Origin of the sequence: Methylobacterium sp. 88A (genome assembly GCF_000376345.1) — a bacterium.
In the GTDB taxonomy this organism is placed as follows: Bacteria; Pseudomonadota; Alphaproteobacteria; order Rhizobiales; family Beijerinckiaceae; genus Methylobacterium; species Methylobacterium bullatum.
This window is the reverse complement of record NZ_AQVT01000001.1, coordinates 1,185,931-1,201,316: the sequence shown is the minus strand read 5'-3', so window position 1 is coordinate 1,201,316 and position 15,386 is coordinate 1,185,931. Positions and strand designations below refer to the sequence as shown.

Below are 15,386 nucleotides of genomic sequence, written 5' to 3'. Positions count from 1 at the left end.
GATGTTCGAAGGCCTGTCCGACCGCCTGTCCGGTATCCTCTCGGGGCTCACCCGTCGGGGTGCGCTCACGGAAGCCGACGTCACCGCCGCCCTGCGTGAGGTGCGCCGCGCGCTGCTCGAAGCCGACGTCGCCCTCGAAGTGGTGCGCGGCTTCACCGAGAAGGTCCGTGAGAAGGCGGTGGGCGCCGTCGTCGTCAAGTCGGTGACGCCCGGCCAGATGGTCGTGAAGATCGTCAACGACGAACTCGTGGCCATGCTCGGCTCCGAGGCCGGCCTCATCGATCTCAACGCCCCCGCCCCCGTCGCCATCCTGATGGTCGGCCTCCAGGGCTCGGGCAAGACCACCACCACCGCCAAGATCGCCCGGCGCCTGACCAACCGCGACAAGCGCAAGGTGCTGCTCGCCTCCCTCGATACCCGCCGCCCGGCCGCCATGGAGCAGCTGGCGATCCTGGCCAAGCAGGTCGGCGTCGACAGCCTGCCCATCGTCGAGGGCCAGTCGGCGGTGCAGATCGCCCGCCGCGCCATGGATGCCGCGCGGCTCGGCGGTTTCGACGTGGTGATGCTCGACACCGCCGGCCGCATCACCCTCGACGAGGCGCTGATGGCCGAGGCCGCCGAGGTCAAGGCGGCGACGAACCCCCACGAAGTCCTGCTGGTGGCCGACGCGCTGACCGGCCAGGACGCGGTGGTCACCGCCCGCGCCTTCGACGAGCGCCTGGGCGTCACCGGCATCGTGCTGACCCGCATGGACGGCGATTCGCGCGGTGGCGCGGCCCTCTCCATGCGCGCCGTCACCGGCAAGCCGATCAAGCTCGTCGGCACCGGCGAGAAGGTGGACGCGCTCGAGGAGTTCCATCCCTCCCGCGTCGCCAACCGCATCCTCGGCATGGGCGACATCGTCTCCCTCGTGGAGAAGGCGGCCGAGACCATCGACCACGAGCAGGCGCTCCGTACCGCGGAGAAGATGCGCAAGGGCAAGTTCGACCTCGACGACCTGTCGATGCAGCTCGCCCAGATGGAGAAGATGGGCGGCATCGGCGGCCTGATGGGCATGCTGCCCGGCATGGGCGCCATGAAGAAGCAGGTCGAGGGCGCCAATCTCGACGAGAACATGTTCAAGCGCCAGCGCGCCATCATCTCGTCGATGACCGCGCAGGAGCGCAAGAATCCCGACATCCTCAAGAATTCCCGAAAGAAGCGCATCGCCGCGGGGTCGGGGACGAAGGTGGAGGAGCTCAACAAGCTCCTCAAGATGCACCGGACCATGGCCGACATGATGAAGGCGATGGGGTCGGGCAAGCGCGGCATCGGCCAGGCGCTCGGCTCGATGTTCGGTCTGGGTGGGGGTGGCTTGGGCGGCGGGATGGGCGGCATGCCCGGCCTTCCCCCCGGTATGCCCGAGCCGACGCCCGAGCAGATCGAGGCCATGCAGAAGCAGATGGGCGGCAAGCTGCCTCCCATGCCGCCGGGCTTCGGCGGCGGAAAGATGCCGGGCCTTCCGGGGCTCGGAGGACCGAAGGGGCCGGGCGGTCTGCCGGGCCTCGGCGGTTTCCCGTTCGGGAAGAAGAAGTAGGGGCGAATGGGGAGTAGCGAATAGCGAAGGGGCGGCAGGCCGGCCCTCTTCGCTACTCACTACTCGCTATCCGCCAAGAACGATCAGGTTACCAACCTCCAGGAGCACACCATGTCCCTCAAGATCCGTCTCACCCGTGGCGGCGCCAAGAAGCGCCCGTATTACCGCATCGTCGTCGCCGATGCCCGCGCGCCCCGCGACGGCCGCTTCATCGAGAAGGTCGGCGTGTACGACCCGATGAAGGCCAAGGACGATCCGGCCCGCATCGTGCTCGAATCCGAGAAGATCCAGGCCTGGCTCGCCAAGGGCGCCCAGCCGACCGACCGCGTCCTGCGCTTCCTCGACGCCGCCGGCCTCGCCAAGCGCCCCGCGCGCAACAACCCGCAGAAGGCCGAGCCGGGCGAGAAGGCCAAGGAGCGCGCCGCCAAGCGCGCCGAGAAGGCCGCCGCCCCGGCCGAAGACGCCGCGGCCTAAGGCGTTTTCGCGATGGCGCGCCGTCCCGGAGGCAGCAACCCCACCGGCGATGGCGGCCGTCGCGACCGCCCGGGCCGCATCGGCTCGGGCTCCGCGACCTCCGCGCATCGGCCCCGGCCGATGCCGGAGGTGCCGCTCCCGTCCACCGATCCGAGCCTCGTCCAGATGGGCGAGTTCGGCCGTGCGCACGGGCTCAACGGCGAAATCCGCCTGAAATCCTATACCGGCGACCCGCAGGCCATCGGCTCCTACGGGCCGCTCATCGGCGCCGGGGGCCAACGCATCGAGCTCACCGACGTGCGCCGGGCCGGCGGAGCCTCGCCCGACCTGCTCGTGGTGCGGGTGAAGGGCGTCTCCGACCGCAACGGCGCCGAAGCCCTGAATCGCCTCGCCATCTACCTGCCGCGCGACCGCCTCGGCCATGTCGAGGACGAAGACGAGTTCTTCACGGCCGACCTCGTCGGCCTCGATGTGGTGGATGTGTCCGGCGCACTCCTCGGCACCGTCACCGACGTGCCGAATTACGGCGGCGGCGATCTCCTCGAGATCAAGCCGTCCCTCGGTGGTCCCACCGCGCTCCTGCCTTTCACCAAGGCCTTCGTCCCGACCCTCGACGTCGCCAACGGCCGGATCGTCGTCGATCCGCCCGACGACCTGTTCGCGCCCGCCGGGCCGAAGCCGCCCGACGAGCCCGCCTGAGGCGGGAGCGACCCGACCGGGCCGTCGCTCAGGGCTTGACGCTCGTCATCGCCGTCCGCGCCATCTCCAGCGGCGCCGACGTCACCGGCATCGGCCCATCGAAGGGCCGCTCGTGCAGTCCGATCATGCCCAGCGTCGTCACCGTGGCGACCGAGAACAGGATCATCGCCACGGCCTGCGGCACCGGCTTGTCCACGTGGATCAGCCCGATGGACACGAGGGTGAGCAGCGCCAGCACCATCAGCGTCAGCCATTTCGACTGGTCGCCCTGAACGTCGGCGAGGCCGAGGCGCGTGCCGCGCTCGGCCCGCAGGTTCATCACCGCGTCGAGAAGGCTCCCATGCGCGGCGGCTCCCGCCTCGGCGCTGTGCCGGGGATCGGCCACGGACTGCATCAACTCGCCCAGGGCCTCGTTGGCGGTCGCCGACGACTCGCCCACCGTCATCTTCGGCCATTCGTCGTCGATCAGCGCGTTCGCATAGGCGACCAGCTTGGTGCGGATCGCGGACATGTCGGAGGCCGTGGCGAGGCTCAGGTCATGCACGGCGAGGAGGTTGGTCTTCTCCGATTGGACGATCTTCGTCGCCTGCCGCTGACGCTCCCAGGCGTCGTTGGCCACGAAGCCCGTGAGCAGCGCCAGCATCACCGAGATGGCGTTGAAATAGGGGGCGACGACGCCGATCCCGAGCTTGTGCATGCCCGGCCGCGTCGCGGACCAGGTGGAGAGAAGGCTGATGGCACCCATGCAGATCGCGAAGACGGCGCTCAGAAGGACGAACATCAGCCAGACAGGCTGATCGAGCCAAAACGTCAGGACCACGCACTCATTCTCCCGCTCGGTGTTCGAGGCGGGGTCACCCTAGCGCTTCGCCGCTACCGAACCGTGAATCCGGGCGCGATCACCGCCGGTCGGATGGCGTCGCCACGTCCTTGCAGGGGGAGATCGCGGAGGGGGCAGGACGCGCGTCGACCGTGGGTGCCTCGAAGATCGCGAGATAGCCGACCCCGCCCTCCAGCACCGAGAAGCCGGTCTCTCGGTAGCCCGCCGCCGCGAGTTCGCACCGGAGCAGAGCCGGCGGCGTCCCGTGCCGCGAGGGAATCGCGTCGGCATCGACGATCCCGACCCGGCCGCCGGGCTTCATCGCGGCGGCGAGGTTGTGCAGGAGGCCATAGGGCTGGCTGATCTCGTGGTACATGTGGACCAGCAGGGCCGCGTCGAGGGAGCCGGGCGGGAGCCTCGGATCATGGGGCTCGCCCCGCACCACGGTGACGTTGCCGAGCTTGGCCTGCGCGATGCGGGCCGTCAGGTCGGCGAGGTAACGCGGCGTCACGTCCTCGGCGACGATCCGCCCCTGCGGCCCGACCCGCTCGGCCAGACGCACCGTGTAATAGCCGCTGCCGGCCCCGATATCGGCCACCGTCTCCCCGGGCGCGATCCGCATCAGCCGGGCGACCTGGCCGACCTCGTCGACCTTGTCGCGCTGGGCTTCCGACGCCCAGAGCGGCGCGATGATCTCGGCCACCGGCCTGTCCGGCTTCGGAAAGGCGGAGGCGGGGGCGCCGGGAGGTGCCAGCGGTTCTGCGGCGAAGGCCGGGACGATGAGGGTGAGGACGGCCGCGAGGGCGAGACGAGGAGGCATGGCGAGACAACGAAGCGGCCCGCCCGGAAGTGCCCTCCCCCGGTTGCGGCGCGTTGGCGTTCGTCGGCGGAGCCTGTCGCGGCGTAAGAAGGAAGGGCGTTGTTGACCCGCCCTCACCACACGCGCCATCAAGCGCCATGACGCCCGCGCCCTGGTCCGCCACGATCCTCACCCTCTACCCGGAGATGTTTCCCGGCCCGCTCGGCATCTCGCTCTCGGGCGATGCGCTCGCGCGCGGAACCTGGGCGCTCGAAGCCCGGCAGATCCGCGAGCACGGGATCGGCCGCCACCGCGCCGTGGACGACACCCCGGCCGGCGGCGGCGCGGGCATGGTGCTGCGCTGCGACGTGCTCGGTGCGGCCATCGATGCCGTTGCCTCCCCCGGCGATACCCGCCCCCGTCTGCTCATGAGCCCGCGCGGCCGCCCCCTGACGCAAGCGCGCGTGCGCGAGCTGGCGGAGGGGCCGGGCATCGTCGTGGTCTGCGGCCGGTTCGAGGGGGTGGACGAGCGGGTCATCGCGGCGCGGGGCCTCGAGGAGGTCTCCATCGGCGACTACATCCTGTCGGGCGGGGAGGTCGCGGCCTTCGTCGCCATCGATGCCTGCGTGCGCCTGCTGCCCGGCGTCATGGGCAAGGCGGTCTCGGGCGACGAGGAGAGTTTCGAGGGCGGGCTCCTCGAATACCCGCACTACACCCGGCCGCGGGAATGGGAGGGCCGTGCGATTCCCGACATCCTCACCGGCGGCAACCATGGCGCCATCGCCCGCTGGCGGCGGGAGGAGGCGGAACGGATCACCCGCGAGCGCCGGCCCGACCTGATGGGTGCGAGCAAGTCTCACCCGACAAAGGCCTGATTCTCAAAGACTTGGTCGAAAAAACCGGCGCCTTTGTGCCGGCCGGGACTGAATTTATCGCCCGAGCATCTTGCTAAGTCGCCGGGACGGGTCCATTGGCAGCGCCGGGCCACTCCTCCCCAACGAGGAGCATTCATCTGTAAGGATGGACTTTTATCATGACACGTCCCACCACGCGCCCCCGCGTGCCGAATTTCTCGTCCGGCCCCTGCACCAAGCGTCCCGGCTGGACCCTGCAGGCCCTTCAGAACGCCGCGCTCGGCCGCTCGCACCGCTCCCCCGCCGGCAAGGCCAAGCTGGTCGAGGCCATCGAGCTGACTCGCACCGTGCTGCGCGTGCCCGCCGATTACCGCATCGCCATCGTCCCCGCCTCCGATACCGGCGCCGTCGAGATGGCCATGTGGTCGATGCTCGGCCCCAAGGCCGTCGAAGTGGCCGCCTGGGAAGCCTTCGGCTCCGAATGGGTCACCGACGCGCTGCAGGAACTGAAGATCTCGCCCATCGTCCACGAGACCGCCTATGGCGTGCTGCCGGACCTGTCGGCCATCGACACGAAGCACAACGACGTCATCTTCACCTGGAACGGCACCGCCGCCGGCGTCCGCGTGCCGAACGGCGACTGGATCGCCGCCGACCGTGAAGGCGTGACCATCTGCGACGCGACCTCGGCCGCCTTCGCCATGCCGCTCGACTGGGCCAAGCTCGATGTCGTCACCTTCTCCTGGCAGAAGGTGATGGGCGGCGAGGCCGCGCACGGCATGCTGATCCTCTCGCCCCGCGCCGTCGCGCGCATCGAGAGCAACACCCCCGCCTGGCCGATCCCGAAGGTCTTCCGCATGGCCAAGGGCGGCAAGCTGATCGAGGGCATCTTCAAGGGCGACACGATCAACACGCCGTCGCTCCTCGCGGTGGAGGATTACCTCGACACGCTACGCTGGGCGCAAGTCATCGGCGGTCTCGACGCGCTCCATGCCCGTGCCGACGCCAATGCCAAGGTTGTCCACGACTGGGTGGCGCGGACCCCGTGGATCGGACACCTCGCCGTCGACCCGGCGACGTATTCGAATACCGGCGTCTGCCTCGTCATCACCGATCCGGACGTGCTGGCCAAGGGTGACGCCACCGTGGCGGCGGTGGCCAAGGGCATCGCCGACACGCTCGATGCCGAGGGCATCGCCTTCGACATCGGCGCCTATCGCGATGCGCCGGCCGGCCTGCGCATCTGGTGCGGCGGCACGGTGGAGACCTCGGATCTCGAGGCCCTGATGCCCTGGCTCGACTGGGCCTACGCCGCCCAGAAGGCGAAGCTCGCCAAGGCTGCCTGAGGCGACGACGCCCTCCCCCCTCTCCCCTCTGCGGGAGAGGGTGGCCCGCGCAGCGGGTCGGGTGAGGGGAGCGCGCCGTCCGGAGAGGTCGTCCCCTCTCCCGGTCGCTCCGCGACCACCCTCCCCCGCAATGGGGGGAGGGTTGAGACTTGCCGCGCCCTCACGCCTCACCTCCGAAATAATTCCCTTCCTCAAGAGCCGGAGACCATCATGGCTGCTCCCAAGGTGCTCATTTCCGATTCCCTCTCCAATGCCGCCGTCCAGATCTTCCGTGACCGCGGAATCGACGTCGACTTCTTCCCCAATCTCGGCAAGGACAAGGAACGCTTCGCGGCCGTCATCGGCCATTACGACGGTCTCGCCATCCGCTCGGCCACCAAGGTCACGGAGAAGGTGCTGGCCCAGACCTCGCGGCTGAAGGTCATCGGCCGGGCGGGAATCGGCGTCGACAACGTCGATGTCGCCGCCGCCACGGCGCGCGGCGTCATCGTGATGAACACGCCGTTCGGCAATTCCATCACCACCGCCGAACACGCCATCGCGATGATGTTCGCCCTGGCGCGGCAGATCCCGCAGGCGGATCTCTCGACCCAGGCCGGCAAGTGGGAGAAGAACCGCTTCATGGGCGTCGAGCTGACGGGCAAGACGCTGGGCATCATCGGCTGCGGCAACATCGGCGCCATCGTCGCCGACCGCGCGATCGGCCTGAAGCTCAAGGTCGTGGCCTACGACCCCTACCTCTCCCCCGAGCGCGCCCTCGAGATCGGCGTGGAGAAGGTCGAGCTCGATGCGCTGCTGGGGCGGGCCGACATCATCACGCTCCACGTGCCGATGACGGACAAGACCCGCAACATCCTGTCGGCCGAGAACCTCGCTCGGACGAAGCCCGGCGTGCGCATCGTCAATTGCGCCCGTGGCGGCCTCGTGGACGAGGTGGCGCTCCGCGCGGCCCTCGAGTCGGGCCATGTGGCCGGGGCGGCCTTCGACGTGTTCATCGAGGAGCCCGCCACCGCAAACCCGCTCTTCGGCCACCCGAACGTCATCTGCACGCCGCATCTCGGCGCCTCCACCAACGAGGCGCAGGAGAACGTGGCCCTGCAGGTCGCCGAGCAGATGTCCGATTACCTGATGACGGGGGCGATCACCAACGCGATCAACTTCCCGTCCATTTCCGCGGACGAGGCTCCCCGGTTGAAGCCGTTCGTGGCTTTGGCCGAAAAGCTCGGCTCGTTCCTCGGCCAGCTCACCGATGCGCCGATCAAGGGCATCCGCATCACCTACGAGGGCGCGGTCGCGGGCATGAACACCCGCGCGCTCACGGCGGCGGCGGTGACCGGGGCGCTGCGGCCCTTCCTGCAGGACATCAACATGGTCTCCGCCCCCGCCCTGGCGCGGGAGCGCGGCATCGTGGTGGACGAGATCAAGCGCGAGGGCGGGGCGAGCGACTACGAATCGGTCATCCGCATCACCGTGGATGCCGAGGACATGCCGCGCGACGCCGCCGGGACGGTGTTCCATGACGGCAAGCCCCGGATCATCGAGATCCGCTCCATCGCCATCGACGCCGCCTTCGCGCCGCACATGCTCTACGTGCGCAACCACGACAAGCCGGGCTTCATCGGCCGGCTCGGCACCATCCTGGGCGAGGCCGGCGTCAACGTCGCCACGTTCAATCTCGGCCGCGAGGAAGAGGGCGGCAACGCCATCTGCTTCTGCGCCGTGGATGCGCCGATCTCGGAGAGCGTGCGGGCGGAGATCGAGACGATCCCGCAGGTGAAGCGGGCACGGCCGGTGAGCTTCTGACCGGGGCGAGCTTTCGTTCGGCCTCACCCTACTACCCCCTTTTGCGGGCTTTCAGATTCGCACATGTCGCGGGATGCGCGGCTCTCCTCCCCCTTGTGGGGAGGAGTTGGAGGTGGGGGTGATTGGGCGACTCTCAGCCGTCGGAGGCGGGCGGAGCCACCCCCCAACTCCTGACCTCTCCCCACAAGGGGGAGAGGCACGCGGTCTGCCTACGAAAGCAGGTGTGCAAATCAAGCCAGGAAAGTAGGGCGGGATTTCGAGCGGCTGGCCTTCCAGCTCGCACGTCCCTTAAGGACCGAAGCGACAAGCATGGCGCGTGGCCCAAGGACTGGCCCTTCCGCCCGGAACATGCGAGAGGCCCGCGCATGAACATCGACGGCACACCCTACCGCACCATCCTGCCCGCCGCCGACGGCGCGTCCGTCGAGGTCATCGACCAGACCCGCCTGCCCTTCGCCTTCGAGATGAAGCGGCTCGCCACCCTGGACGAAGCGGCCGTCGCCATCCGCACCATGATCGTGCGGGGAGCGCCTCTCATCGGGGTGACGGCGGCCTACGGCCTTGCCCTGGGCCTGCGACGGGACGCTTCCGATGCCGGGATCGACCATGCCGTCGAGACCCTGGCCGCCACCCGCCCCACCGCCATCAACCTGCGCTGGGCGCTGGACCGTGTCGCCGCCAAGCTGCGCGAGGTCGAAGTCTCGGAGCGCGCCGCCTACGCCTTCGCCGAGGCCGGGCGCATCGCCGAGGAGGATGTGGAGAGCTGCCACGCCATCGGCCGCCACGGCGCCGCGATCCTGGCCGATCTGCACGAGGCCAAAGGTCGCCGCCTCAACGTGCTCACCCATTGCAACGCCGGTTGGCTCGCCACGGTGGATTGGGGCACCGCCCTCGCGCCGATCTATGTGGCGCACGAGGCCGGCATCCCGGTCCATGTCTATGTCGACGAGACCCGGCCGCGAAACCAGGGCGCGGCGCTCACCGCCTTCGAGCTCAACGCCCACGGCGTGCCGCACACCGTCATCGCCGACAATGCCGGCGGCCACCTGATGCAGCACGGCGAGATCGACGTCTGCATCGTCGGTTCGGACCGCACCACGGCCTCGGGCGACGTCTGCAACAAGATCGGCACCTACCTGAAGGCGCTGGCGGCCTCCGACAACCGCATCCCGTTCTATGCCGCCCTGCCCTTCTCCACCATCGACTGGACCCTCACCGACGGCGTCGCGCAGATCCCGATCGAGGAGCGCGACGGCCGCGAGGTCTCCCACCTCACCGGCCGCCTCGCCGATGGCGGCTTCGCCACGATCGAAGTGGTGTCGCCCGGCAGCCCGGTGGCCAACCCCGCCTTCGACGTGACGCCGGCGCGGCTGGTGACGGGCATCATCACCGAGCGCGGCGTGGCCTCGGCGGATGCGGAGGGATTGTTGGCGCTGTATCCGGAGCGGCGCTCGGCGGCTTAGCCGAGGGACGACTCCGCGCCGTTCCCGGCGGCTGCTCAGAGCCCTTTTTCGACTCGACCGGTCATATCGAGGCTAGACCGAGGAAAACGAAGATCGCCCGGTCGAGCCGGGCGATCTCGTCCTCGTCCAAAGTTCCTATCTTGTTGCCGAGCTTGGACTTCGGAACGGTCGTCACCTTGTCGGCCATCAGGCGAGACGGAGCGCGCAGACCATTCCGCATGCTTGGCGTCAGTGGGACCCGGAATAGGGGTGCGTCCGTCGGATCGGTCGTCAATGCACAGACCGTGATGGACTCGGTGGCGTCGAAGCGATCATCCTGAATGATCACGACCGGACGTGGCTTACCGGCGTAATCCTTTCCCCCGGAGACCGTCCAAATCTCCCCTCGCCTCACGCCTCGTCCCAAGACGATGCGGCATTGATGAAGCTCTGATCGTCCTCGGCATGACGGCTCGTGGCGACGGCCGCCGATTGCCGATGCGCTTCCTCGGCGAACGACGAGGAGCTTGGGTCCGGAATCCAGATTCTCACCGGCTTCAGACCCTGGCGGCGCAAGCGAGCGTGACGCTGACGGATCGTCTCTGTAGTCTGTTCGGACTTCGGTGGGGCGTTCATGGCAAACCTCGGGGCTTGACGGCCCATGCTAACCACTCCGGAGCACGAATGCCAAAGGCATCTGCCCTCGGCATCGGACCGGCTCCCATCAAACGGGGGCGTCCCACTGCCAGAACACCGACCCGGTAAATTCGAACACCCGTTCCCCGCGCTGGTTCTGCGCGGTGTTGTGGTGGGTCGCGACGCCCCAGCCCGGGCGCGAGGCCGACTCGCGCTTGTCGAGGAGGGTGCAGGCGTAGCGAATCGTGTCGCCGGCATAGACCGGGGCGAGCCAGCGCATGTCGCGAAAGCCGGGAGAGGGGCCGAGCTGCGGCACAGGACCGGCCCGTTCCGTCAGGGCGATGTCGCGCTGGCGGGTGATGTGCAGGCGCTTCATCCACACGGCCGCCGTGTGCCAGCCCGAGGCGCAGAGCGCGCCGAAATGGGTCTTTCGAGCGGCGTCCGCATCGAGATGGAAGGCCTGCGGGTCGTAGTCCCTGGCGAAGGCGATGATCGCTTCGGGGGTGAAGACGTGCCGGCCGAGATCGCGGATCGTGCCGAGCTTCGCCTGTTTGAGGAAGAGGAGCGTCTCCGCATCGTCGCCCTCGATCACCTCGACCGGGTCGCCTGGCGTCACCGCGCGGGGCGGCAGGGGATCGGCCCCGCGCCGGGCGAACATCACCGTGAAGGCCTGGGTCATCACGGACTCGTCGCGCCCGTTCACGACCGTGAGGGTGAAGCGGACGAAGCCGCGATCCGGCTTCGAGTTCGAGGCGCGGCACTCCTCCACCTTGGTGACGATCCGCAAAGCGTCACCCGGCAGGACGGGGCGGAGCCAGCGCAGCTGCGAGATGCCGGGCGAGCCCATGGAGGTGGCGCCGCGAAAGACATGGGCCTGGAGCAGGCGCATGCCGAACCCGGCCGTCTGCCAGCCGGAGCCGATCAACTGCCCCGCCAGCGTCGCCTTGGCGGCCTCCTCGTCGAGATGAAACGGCTGCGGATCGAACGCCTTCGCGAAGGCGACGATCGCCTCCCGCGTCACCGTGAGCGGGCCGCCCTCGATCACGTCGCCGGGGGTGAAATCCTCGAAGGTGATGCCGGTCATTGAACCTCTCGTCTTCGGGTCGAAGAGTTTCGGGTCGAAGGATGGCGTTGCGCTCGCTACAGGGGCGGCCCGCCTCTCCCCGCTTGCGGGGAGAGGATCACAAGCACCTCGTCGTGCTTGTGATGAGCGGAGCGAGGGTGAGGGGGCCGTGCCGGAGGAGGCTCATTCGGACTCGCCCCCTCACCGTCGGCTGCCGCCTCGCCGCGCCGACGACGAGGTCGTCGCTTCCCTCTCCCCGCCTGCGGGGAGAGGGGATGGGCGTCCTCACCCCGGCGGATGCCGACAGGCCGGTCCAGTTCCTCAATTGGCGAAGCGGAAATGCAGCACGTCGCCGTCCTGCACCACGTAGTCCTTGCCTTCGAGCCGGAACTTGCCGGCCTCCTTGGCGCCGCTCTCGCCCTTCAGCGTGGTGTAATCGTCGAACGCGATGGTCTCGGCGCGGATGAAGCCCTTCTCGAAATCCGTATGGATCACGCCGGCGGCGGCAGGCGCGCGGGTGCCCTTCTCGATGGTCCAGGCGCGCGCCTCCTTCGGACCCACGGTGAAGTAGGTGATGAGGCCGAGAAGCTCGTAGCCCGCGCGGATGACGCGGTTGAGGCCCGGCTCCACGAGCCCCACCGCTTCGAGGAAGTCGCCCTGGTCGGCCAGCGGCATCACGGCGATCTCGCTCTCGATCTTGGCCGAGACCACCACCGCGCGCGCACCCTCGGCCTTGGCCTGGGCGATCACCGCCTCGGAATAGGCGTTGCCCTTGTCGGCATCGCCCTCGTCCACGTTGCAGACGTAGAGGACGGGTTTGGCCGTCATCAGCCCGAGGGTCTGGAACAGCTTTTCCTCCTCCGGCTTGCGGCTCACCAGACGGGCGGGCTTGCCCTCGCGCAGCAGCGGCAATGCCCGCTGGACGAGGTCGAGCATCTCCTTGGCTTCCTTGTCGGCGCCCTTGGCCTTCTTCTCGAGGGCGAAGAGGCGCTTCTCGAGGCTGTCGAGATCGGCGAGCATCAGCTCCGTCTCGATGGTCTCGATATCCGCCTTCGGGTCGACCTTGCCCTCCACATGGGTCACGTCACCATCGGTGAAGCAGCGCACCACATGGGCGATGGCATCGACCTCGCGGATATTGGCGAGGAACTGGTTGCCGAGCCCCTCCCCCTTCGAAGCGCCGCGCACGAGGCCGGCGATGTCGACGAAGGTCAGCCGCGTGGGGATGATCTCCTTCGACGTGGCGATCCGCGCCAGATCGTCCAGGCGCGGATCCGGCACCGCCACCTCGCCGACATTCGGCTCGATGGTGCAGAACGGATAGTTCGCCGCCTGTGCCGCCGCCGTCTGCGTCAGCGCGTTGAAGAGGGTCGACTTGCCGACGTTCGGCAGGCCGACGATGCCGCATTTGAAGCCCATGATCGCGTGTCCGTCAGGTGAGTGCCAGCGTAGCGCTGGCGTGAGGCGTGAACGGGTTGATGACCCGAACCGTGTCGAGGATCTGTCCATCGGACAGGTCTTCGGACACGAAAGATTTGCACCCGGCCTGGATGGCCGATGCGATGGCCAGGCTGTCCCACCAGGAGAGGCGATACTGCATCTCTATCGCGATCGCCGTGCGGTGGGTCTGCGTATCCAGCGCTGCCGTGCAAGCAGGATAGAGGGTCGCCAGATAAGCGGCGGCGGCGCTCGGCGTGACGAGTTTACGCTTGTGCACCAGGACGGCGTAGCACTCGTTGAGGATTTGCGGACTGATCACGAGCCGGCGTTGACCGAATGCCAGTTTGATCAGGCGCACACTCGTCGCCCGCCTGTCAGCCGCCGCCGGATCCATGGCGTAGACCAGCAGGTTCGTATCGAAGAACAGCCGGTCGGTCATAGAGCTCCTCGCGCCTGGGCAGGTTTTCGGACACGCCCGACCAGCCGGGACCGTCGAGAAAGGCGCTCAAGGCGGCCAACTGATCCGCGACCTCGGGTGTCCTGCGGTCGGCCAAGGCCTGGCTCACGAAACGCGACAGGCTTTGCCCGCGCTTCGCCGCCTCGACCCGTGCCCACGCGAAAAGGTCTTCCTCCAGCGTGATGGTGAGGTTCTTCATGATGTCCACCTCCAGGACCGGAGATATCGTGTTCCCGTGTTTTCGTGTCAATCACGGCCGGTGGCCGCTGCGTTGACCTGCTTGACGTCGTCCCAGCCCCGGCCCGCCATGGCGAGGTGGACCTTGTTCTGAAAGCTCGCATCCTCGCCCTGGGCCAGCAGCGGAGCGTGGTCCGCCACGGCGCGGCAGAGATCTTCGACCCAGGCCCGCTCACCCTTGCCGAAATCGTTCAGGACGTAGGCATGGACGAGGGCCTTGTCGCCCGGATGACCGATGCCGAGACGGACGCGGCGGTAATCGTTGCCGCATTGGGCAGTGATCGAGCGCAGGCCGTTATGGCCGGCATTGCCGCCGCCGAGCTTCACCCGGAGCTTGGCCGGGGCGAGGTCGAGTTCGTCGTGCAGGACGATGACGTCGGCGAGGGCGATCTTGTAGAAGCGCTGGGCTTCCGAGACCGAGCGGCCGGATTCGTTCATGAAGGTCTGCGGCTTCAGCAGGACGACCCGTTCGCTGCCGAGCGTCGCCTCGGTCACCTCGCCCTGGAACTTGCGCCGCCAGGGCGCGGCGCGGTGGACGCGCGCCATCTCGTCGAGGGCGAGAAAACCGATATTGTGGCGGTTGCCCGCATAGCGGGCCCCTGGATTGCCGAGCCCGACGATCAGGCGCATGGCATCATCTCCAAGACGAGTTCGTCACGAGAGCGCTCTCCGCCGAAGTGGATGCCGGTTCGGCGGAAAAGAGCGCGGCAAAGCAGAAGATCTGGCGCTGCGCCCGACTCAACGTGGTCGGGCGCAGCTCCAGGACGGACGACGAAGAGGCGACGTCAAACGAAAAGGTGCCCCGACCTCGCGGCCGGAGCACCCGTGGAGAAAGACGAGACCGGGGCGCGAAGCCCCAGGGCCTCAATCCTCCTTCTTGTCTTCCTCGGCCTCGGCGGCCTCTTCGGCCTCAGCCTCGGCCTTCTCCTCGGCAGCTTCCGTCGCCTGCGCCTCGGCGATCGCGGCCTCTTCGGCCTCGACCTCGGCGCCGAGCACGGTCGGCGGCACGACGTTGGCGACGACGGCCTCGGCCTCGCCGGTGAAGGTCGTGTTGGCCGGCAGCGTCACGGCTTCGATGTGGATCGAATCGCCAATCTCGAGACCGGTCAGATCGACCTCGACCGCGTCGGGGATCGCGTCGGCCGGGACTTCGAGCGAGAGCGTGTGCAGCACGACGTTGAGGGTGCCGCCGTTCTTCTTGATGCCGGGAGCCTCGTCCTCGTTGATGAAGTGCACGGGCACTTCGACGGTGAGGTTCTGGCCCGCGACGACGCGCAGGAAGTCCACGTGCAGCGGCACGCCGGTCACCGGATCGAGCTGGAAGTCGCGCGGGATCGCGCGGGTCTTCTTGCCGCCGGCGTTGATCTCGAACAGGGTGGTCTTGAAGCCACCGGCGTAGATCAGGGTGCGGGTGCGGACGAGGTCGATGGCGATGGCCTGCGGAGCCTGGCCGCCACCATAGATGACGGCGGGAACGTTGCCCTGGCGACGAACTTCCCGGGCGGCCCCCTTGCCGACCCGGTCGCGTGCCACGGCCTCAAGCGGCTTTACTGCGCTCATGGCGTGATCCTTCAAAAAAACAGAAAAAAGCCGCGCAACGCCAAAGGCCGCCCGAAACGGACGGCCCTCACCGATCCACGACGCGCCCGTGCCTCCAAGGGTGTCTGGCGAGCGCGTGAGGTGCATACCCGCAAGAGCCGCGAAGCGCAATAAGCGCCGAGACGCGCGAGCAAGAGCCGG

17 protein-coding genes are annotated in these 15,386 nt (G+C 68.4%); 7 read left to right on the top strand and 10 right to left on the bottom strand.

Annotated elements, in window-relative coordinates:
• Position 1: 1 nt before the first annotated feature.
• The 3 genes from ffh (at position 2) to rimM (ending at position 2,749) form a co-directional block, all read left to right on the top strand.
• Entirely contained in the window at positions 2–1,576 is a 1,575-nt protein-coding gene (ffh, locus tag A3OM_RS0105705; RefSeq protein ID WP_018042770.1) for a signal recognition particle protein, read from the top strand.
• Between the two features lie 111 nt (positions 1,577–1,687).
• Positions 1,688–2,050: a 30S ribosomal protein S16 gene (gene rpsP / locus A3OM_RS0105700; protein WP_018042769.1), complete on the top strand. Its 363-nt coding sequence runs from the start codon at positions 1,688–1,690 to the stop codon at positions 2,048–2,050.
• Between the two features lie 12 nt (positions 2,051–2,062).
• A complete protein-coding gene (rimM, locus tag A3OM_RS0105695; RefSeq protein ID WP_018042768.1) occupies positions 2,063–2,749 on the top strand; it encodes a ribosome maturation factor RimM in 687 nt (228 codons plus the stop codon).
• Between the two features lie 28 nt (positions 2,750–2,777).
• Here rimM and A3OM_RS0105690 read toward each other — a convergent pair whose 3' ends face one another.
• Together A3OM_RS0105690 and A3OM_RS0105685 are read right to left on the bottom strand one after the other, a co-directional pair.
• A complete protein-coding gene (locus tag A3OM_RS0105690) occupies positions 2,778–3,569 on the bottom strand; it encodes a DUF4239 domain-containing protein (RefSeq protein WP_026175754.1) in 792 nt (263 codons plus the stop codon).
• Positions 3,570–3,648: 79 nt separating this feature from the next.
• Positions 3,649–4,389, bottom strand: a complete 741-nt coding sequence (locus tag A3OM_RS0105685; RefSeq protein ID WP_018042766.1) for a methyltransferase domain-containing protein — start codon at positions 4,387–4,389, stop codon at positions 3,649–3,651.
• 137 nt (positions 4,390–4,526) lie between these two features.
• On the opposite strand from A3OM_RS0105685, the gene trmD reads away from it, so the two are divergent.
• The 4 genes from trmD to mtnA all read left to right on the top strand — a co-directional run bounded on the left by trmD (position 4,527) and on the right by mtnA (position 9,834).
• Positions 4,527–5,243: a tRNA (guanosine(37)-N1)-methyltransferase TrmD gene (gene trmD, locus A3OM_RS0105680; protein ID WP_018042765.1), complete on the top strand. Its 717-nt coding sequence runs from the start codon at positions 4,527–4,529 to the stop codon at positions 5,241–5,243.
• Between the two features lie 158 nt (positions 5,244–5,401).
• The gene (locus tag A3OM_RS0105675) at positions 5,402–6,568 is read left to right on the top strand and encodes a phosphoserine transaminase (protein ID WP_018042764.1); all 1,167 of its coding nucleotides are present in this window, start codon (positions 5,402–5,404) and stop codon (positions 6,566–6,568) included.
• A 210-nt stretch (positions 6,569–6,778) separates the two neighbouring features.
• Positions 6,779–8,371, top strand: a complete 1,593-nt coding sequence (gene serA, locus A3OM_RS0105670) for a phosphoglycerate dehydrogenase (protein WP_018042763.1) — start codon at positions 6,779–6,781, stop codon at positions 8,369–8,371.
• A 365-nt stretch (positions 8,372–8,736) separates the two neighbouring features.
• Complete coding sequence (gene mtnA / locus A3OM_RS0105665) at positions 8,737–9,834, top strand: S-methyl-5-thioribose-1-phosphate isomerase (RefSeq protein ID WP_018042762.1); 1,098 nt, start codon at positions 8,737–8,739, stop codon at positions 9,832–9,834.
• A 61-nt stretch (positions 9,835–9,895) separates the two neighbouring features.
• Here mtnA and A3OM_RS0105660 read toward each other — a convergent pair whose 3' ends face one another.
• From A3OM_RS0105660 to A3OM_RS0105625, 8 genes are all read right to left on the bottom strand, one after another.
• Positions 9,896–10,228, bottom strand: a complete 333-nt coding sequence (locus tag A3OM_RS0105660) for a type II toxin-antitoxin system PemK/MazF family toxin (RefSeq protein ID WP_026175753.1) — start codon at positions 10,226–10,228, stop codon at positions 9,896–9,898.
• Positions 10,225–10,476: an antitoxin MazE family protein gene (locus A3OM_RS0105655; protein WP_238253853.1), complete on the bottom strand. Its 252-nt coding sequence runs from the start codon at positions 10,474–10,476 to the stop codon at positions 10,225–10,227. Before A3OM_RS0105655 ends, A3OM_RS0105660 begins: the two co-directional genes overlap by 4 nt.
• Positions 10,477–10,537: 61 nt before the next feature.
• A complete protein-coding gene (locus A3OM_RS0105650) occupies positions 10,538–11,533 on the bottom strand; it encodes a MaoC family dehydratase (RefSeq protein ID WP_018042759.1) in 996 nt (331 codons plus the stop codon).
• A gap of 300 nt (positions 11,534–11,833) precedes the next feature.
• On the bottom strand, positions 11,834–12,931 hold the full coding sequence (gene ychF, locus A3OM_RS0105645; protein ID WP_018042758.1) for a redox-regulated ATPase YchF: 1,098 nt from the start codon (positions 12,929–12,931) through the stop codon (positions 11,834–11,836).
• A 13-nt stretch (positions 12,932–12,944) separates the two neighbouring features.
• A complete protein-coding gene (locus tag A3OM_RS24720; protein ID WP_081612629.1) occupies positions 12,945–13,391 on the bottom strand; it encodes a PIN domain-containing protein in 447 nt (148 codons plus the stop codon).
• A complete protein-coding gene (locus A3OM_RS24715; RefSeq protein WP_051074372.1) occupies positions 13,327–13,608 on the bottom strand; it encodes a hypothetical protein in 282 nt (93 codons plus the stop codon). Before A3OM_RS24715 ends, A3OM_RS24720 begins: the two co-directional genes overlap by 65 nt.
• A gap of 47 nt (positions 13,609–13,655) precedes the next feature.
• Positions 13,656–14,276, bottom strand: a complete 621-nt coding sequence (pth, locus tag A3OM_RS0105630) for an aminoacyl-tRNA hydrolase (protein ID WP_018042755.1) — start codon at positions 14,274–14,276, stop codon at positions 13,656–13,658.
• Between the two features lie 234 nt (positions 14,277–14,510).
• Positions 14,511–15,206 carry a 50S ribosomal protein L25/general stress protein Ctc gene (locus A3OM_RS0105625; RefSeq protein ID WP_026175751.1) on the bottom strand — a complete coding sequence of 232 codons (696 nt, stop codon included), beginning with the start codon at positions 15,204–15,206 and terminating at the stop codon, positions 14,511–14,513.
• Between the last annotated feature and the right edge of the window lie 180 nt (positions 15,207–15,386).

Excerpts from the sequence above, each read along its gene's own strand:
- ffh (WP_018042770.1), top strand. The coding sequence starts at position 2 with ATGTTCGAAGGCCTGTCCGACCGCCTGTCCGGTATCCTCTCGGGGCTC.
- rpsP (WP_018042769.1), top strand. The coding sequence starts at position 1,688 with ATGTCCCTCAAGATCCGTCTCACCCGTGGCGGCGCCAAGAAGCGCCCG.
- rimM (WP_018042768.1), top strand. The coding sequence starts at position 2,063 with ATGGCGCGCCGTCCCGGAGGCAGCAACCCCACCGGCGATGGCGGCCGT.
- A3OM_RS0105685 (WP_018042766.1), bottom strand. The coding sequence starts at position 4,389 with ATGCCTCCTCGTCTCGCCCTCGCGGCCGTCCTCACCCTCATCGTCCCG.
- trmD (WP_018042765.1), top strand. The coding sequence starts at position 4,527 with ATGACGCCCGCGCCCTGGTCCGCCACGATCCTCACCCTCTACCCGGAG.
- A3OM_RS0105675 (WP_018042764.1), top strand. The coding sequence starts at position 5,402 with ATGACACGTCCCACCACGCGCCCCCGCGTGCCGAATTTCTCGTCCGGC.
- serA (WP_018042763.1), top strand. The coding sequence starts at position 6,779 with ATGGCTGCTCCCAAGGTGCTCATTTCCGATTCCCTCTCCAATGCCGCC.
- mtnA (WP_018042762.1), top strand. The coding sequence starts at position 8,737 with ATGAACATCGACGGCACACCCTACCGCACCATCCTGCCCGCCGCCGAC.
- A3OM_RS0105655 (WP_238253853.1), bottom strand. The coding sequence starts at position 10,476 with ATGGGCCGTCAAGCCCCGAGGTTTGCCATGAACGCCCCACCGAAGTCC.
- A3OM_RS0105650 (WP_018042759.1), bottom strand. The coding sequence starts at position 11,533 with ATGACCGGCATCACCTTCGAGGATTTCACCCCCGGCGACGTGATCGAG.
- ychF (WP_018042758.1), bottom strand. The coding sequence starts at position 12,931 with ATGGGCTTCAAATGCGGCATCGTCGGCCTGCCGAACGTCGGCAAGTCG.
- A3OM_RS24720 (WP_081612629.1), bottom strand. The coding sequence starts at position 13,391 with ATGACCGACCGGCTGTTCTTCGATACGAACCTGCTGGTCTACGCCATG.
- A3OM_RS24715 (WP_051074372.1), bottom strand. The coding sequence starts at position 13,608 with ATGAAGAACCTCACCATCACGCTGGAGGAAGACCTTTTCGCGTGGGCA.
- pth (WP_018042755.1), bottom strand. The coding sequence starts at position 14,276 with ATGCGCCTGATCGTCGGGCTCGGCAATCCAGGGGCCCGCTATGCGGGC.
- A3OM_RS0105625 (WP_026175751.1), bottom strand. The coding sequence starts at position 15,206 with ATGAGCGCAGTAAAGCCGCTTGAGGCCGTGGCACGCGACCGGGTCGGC.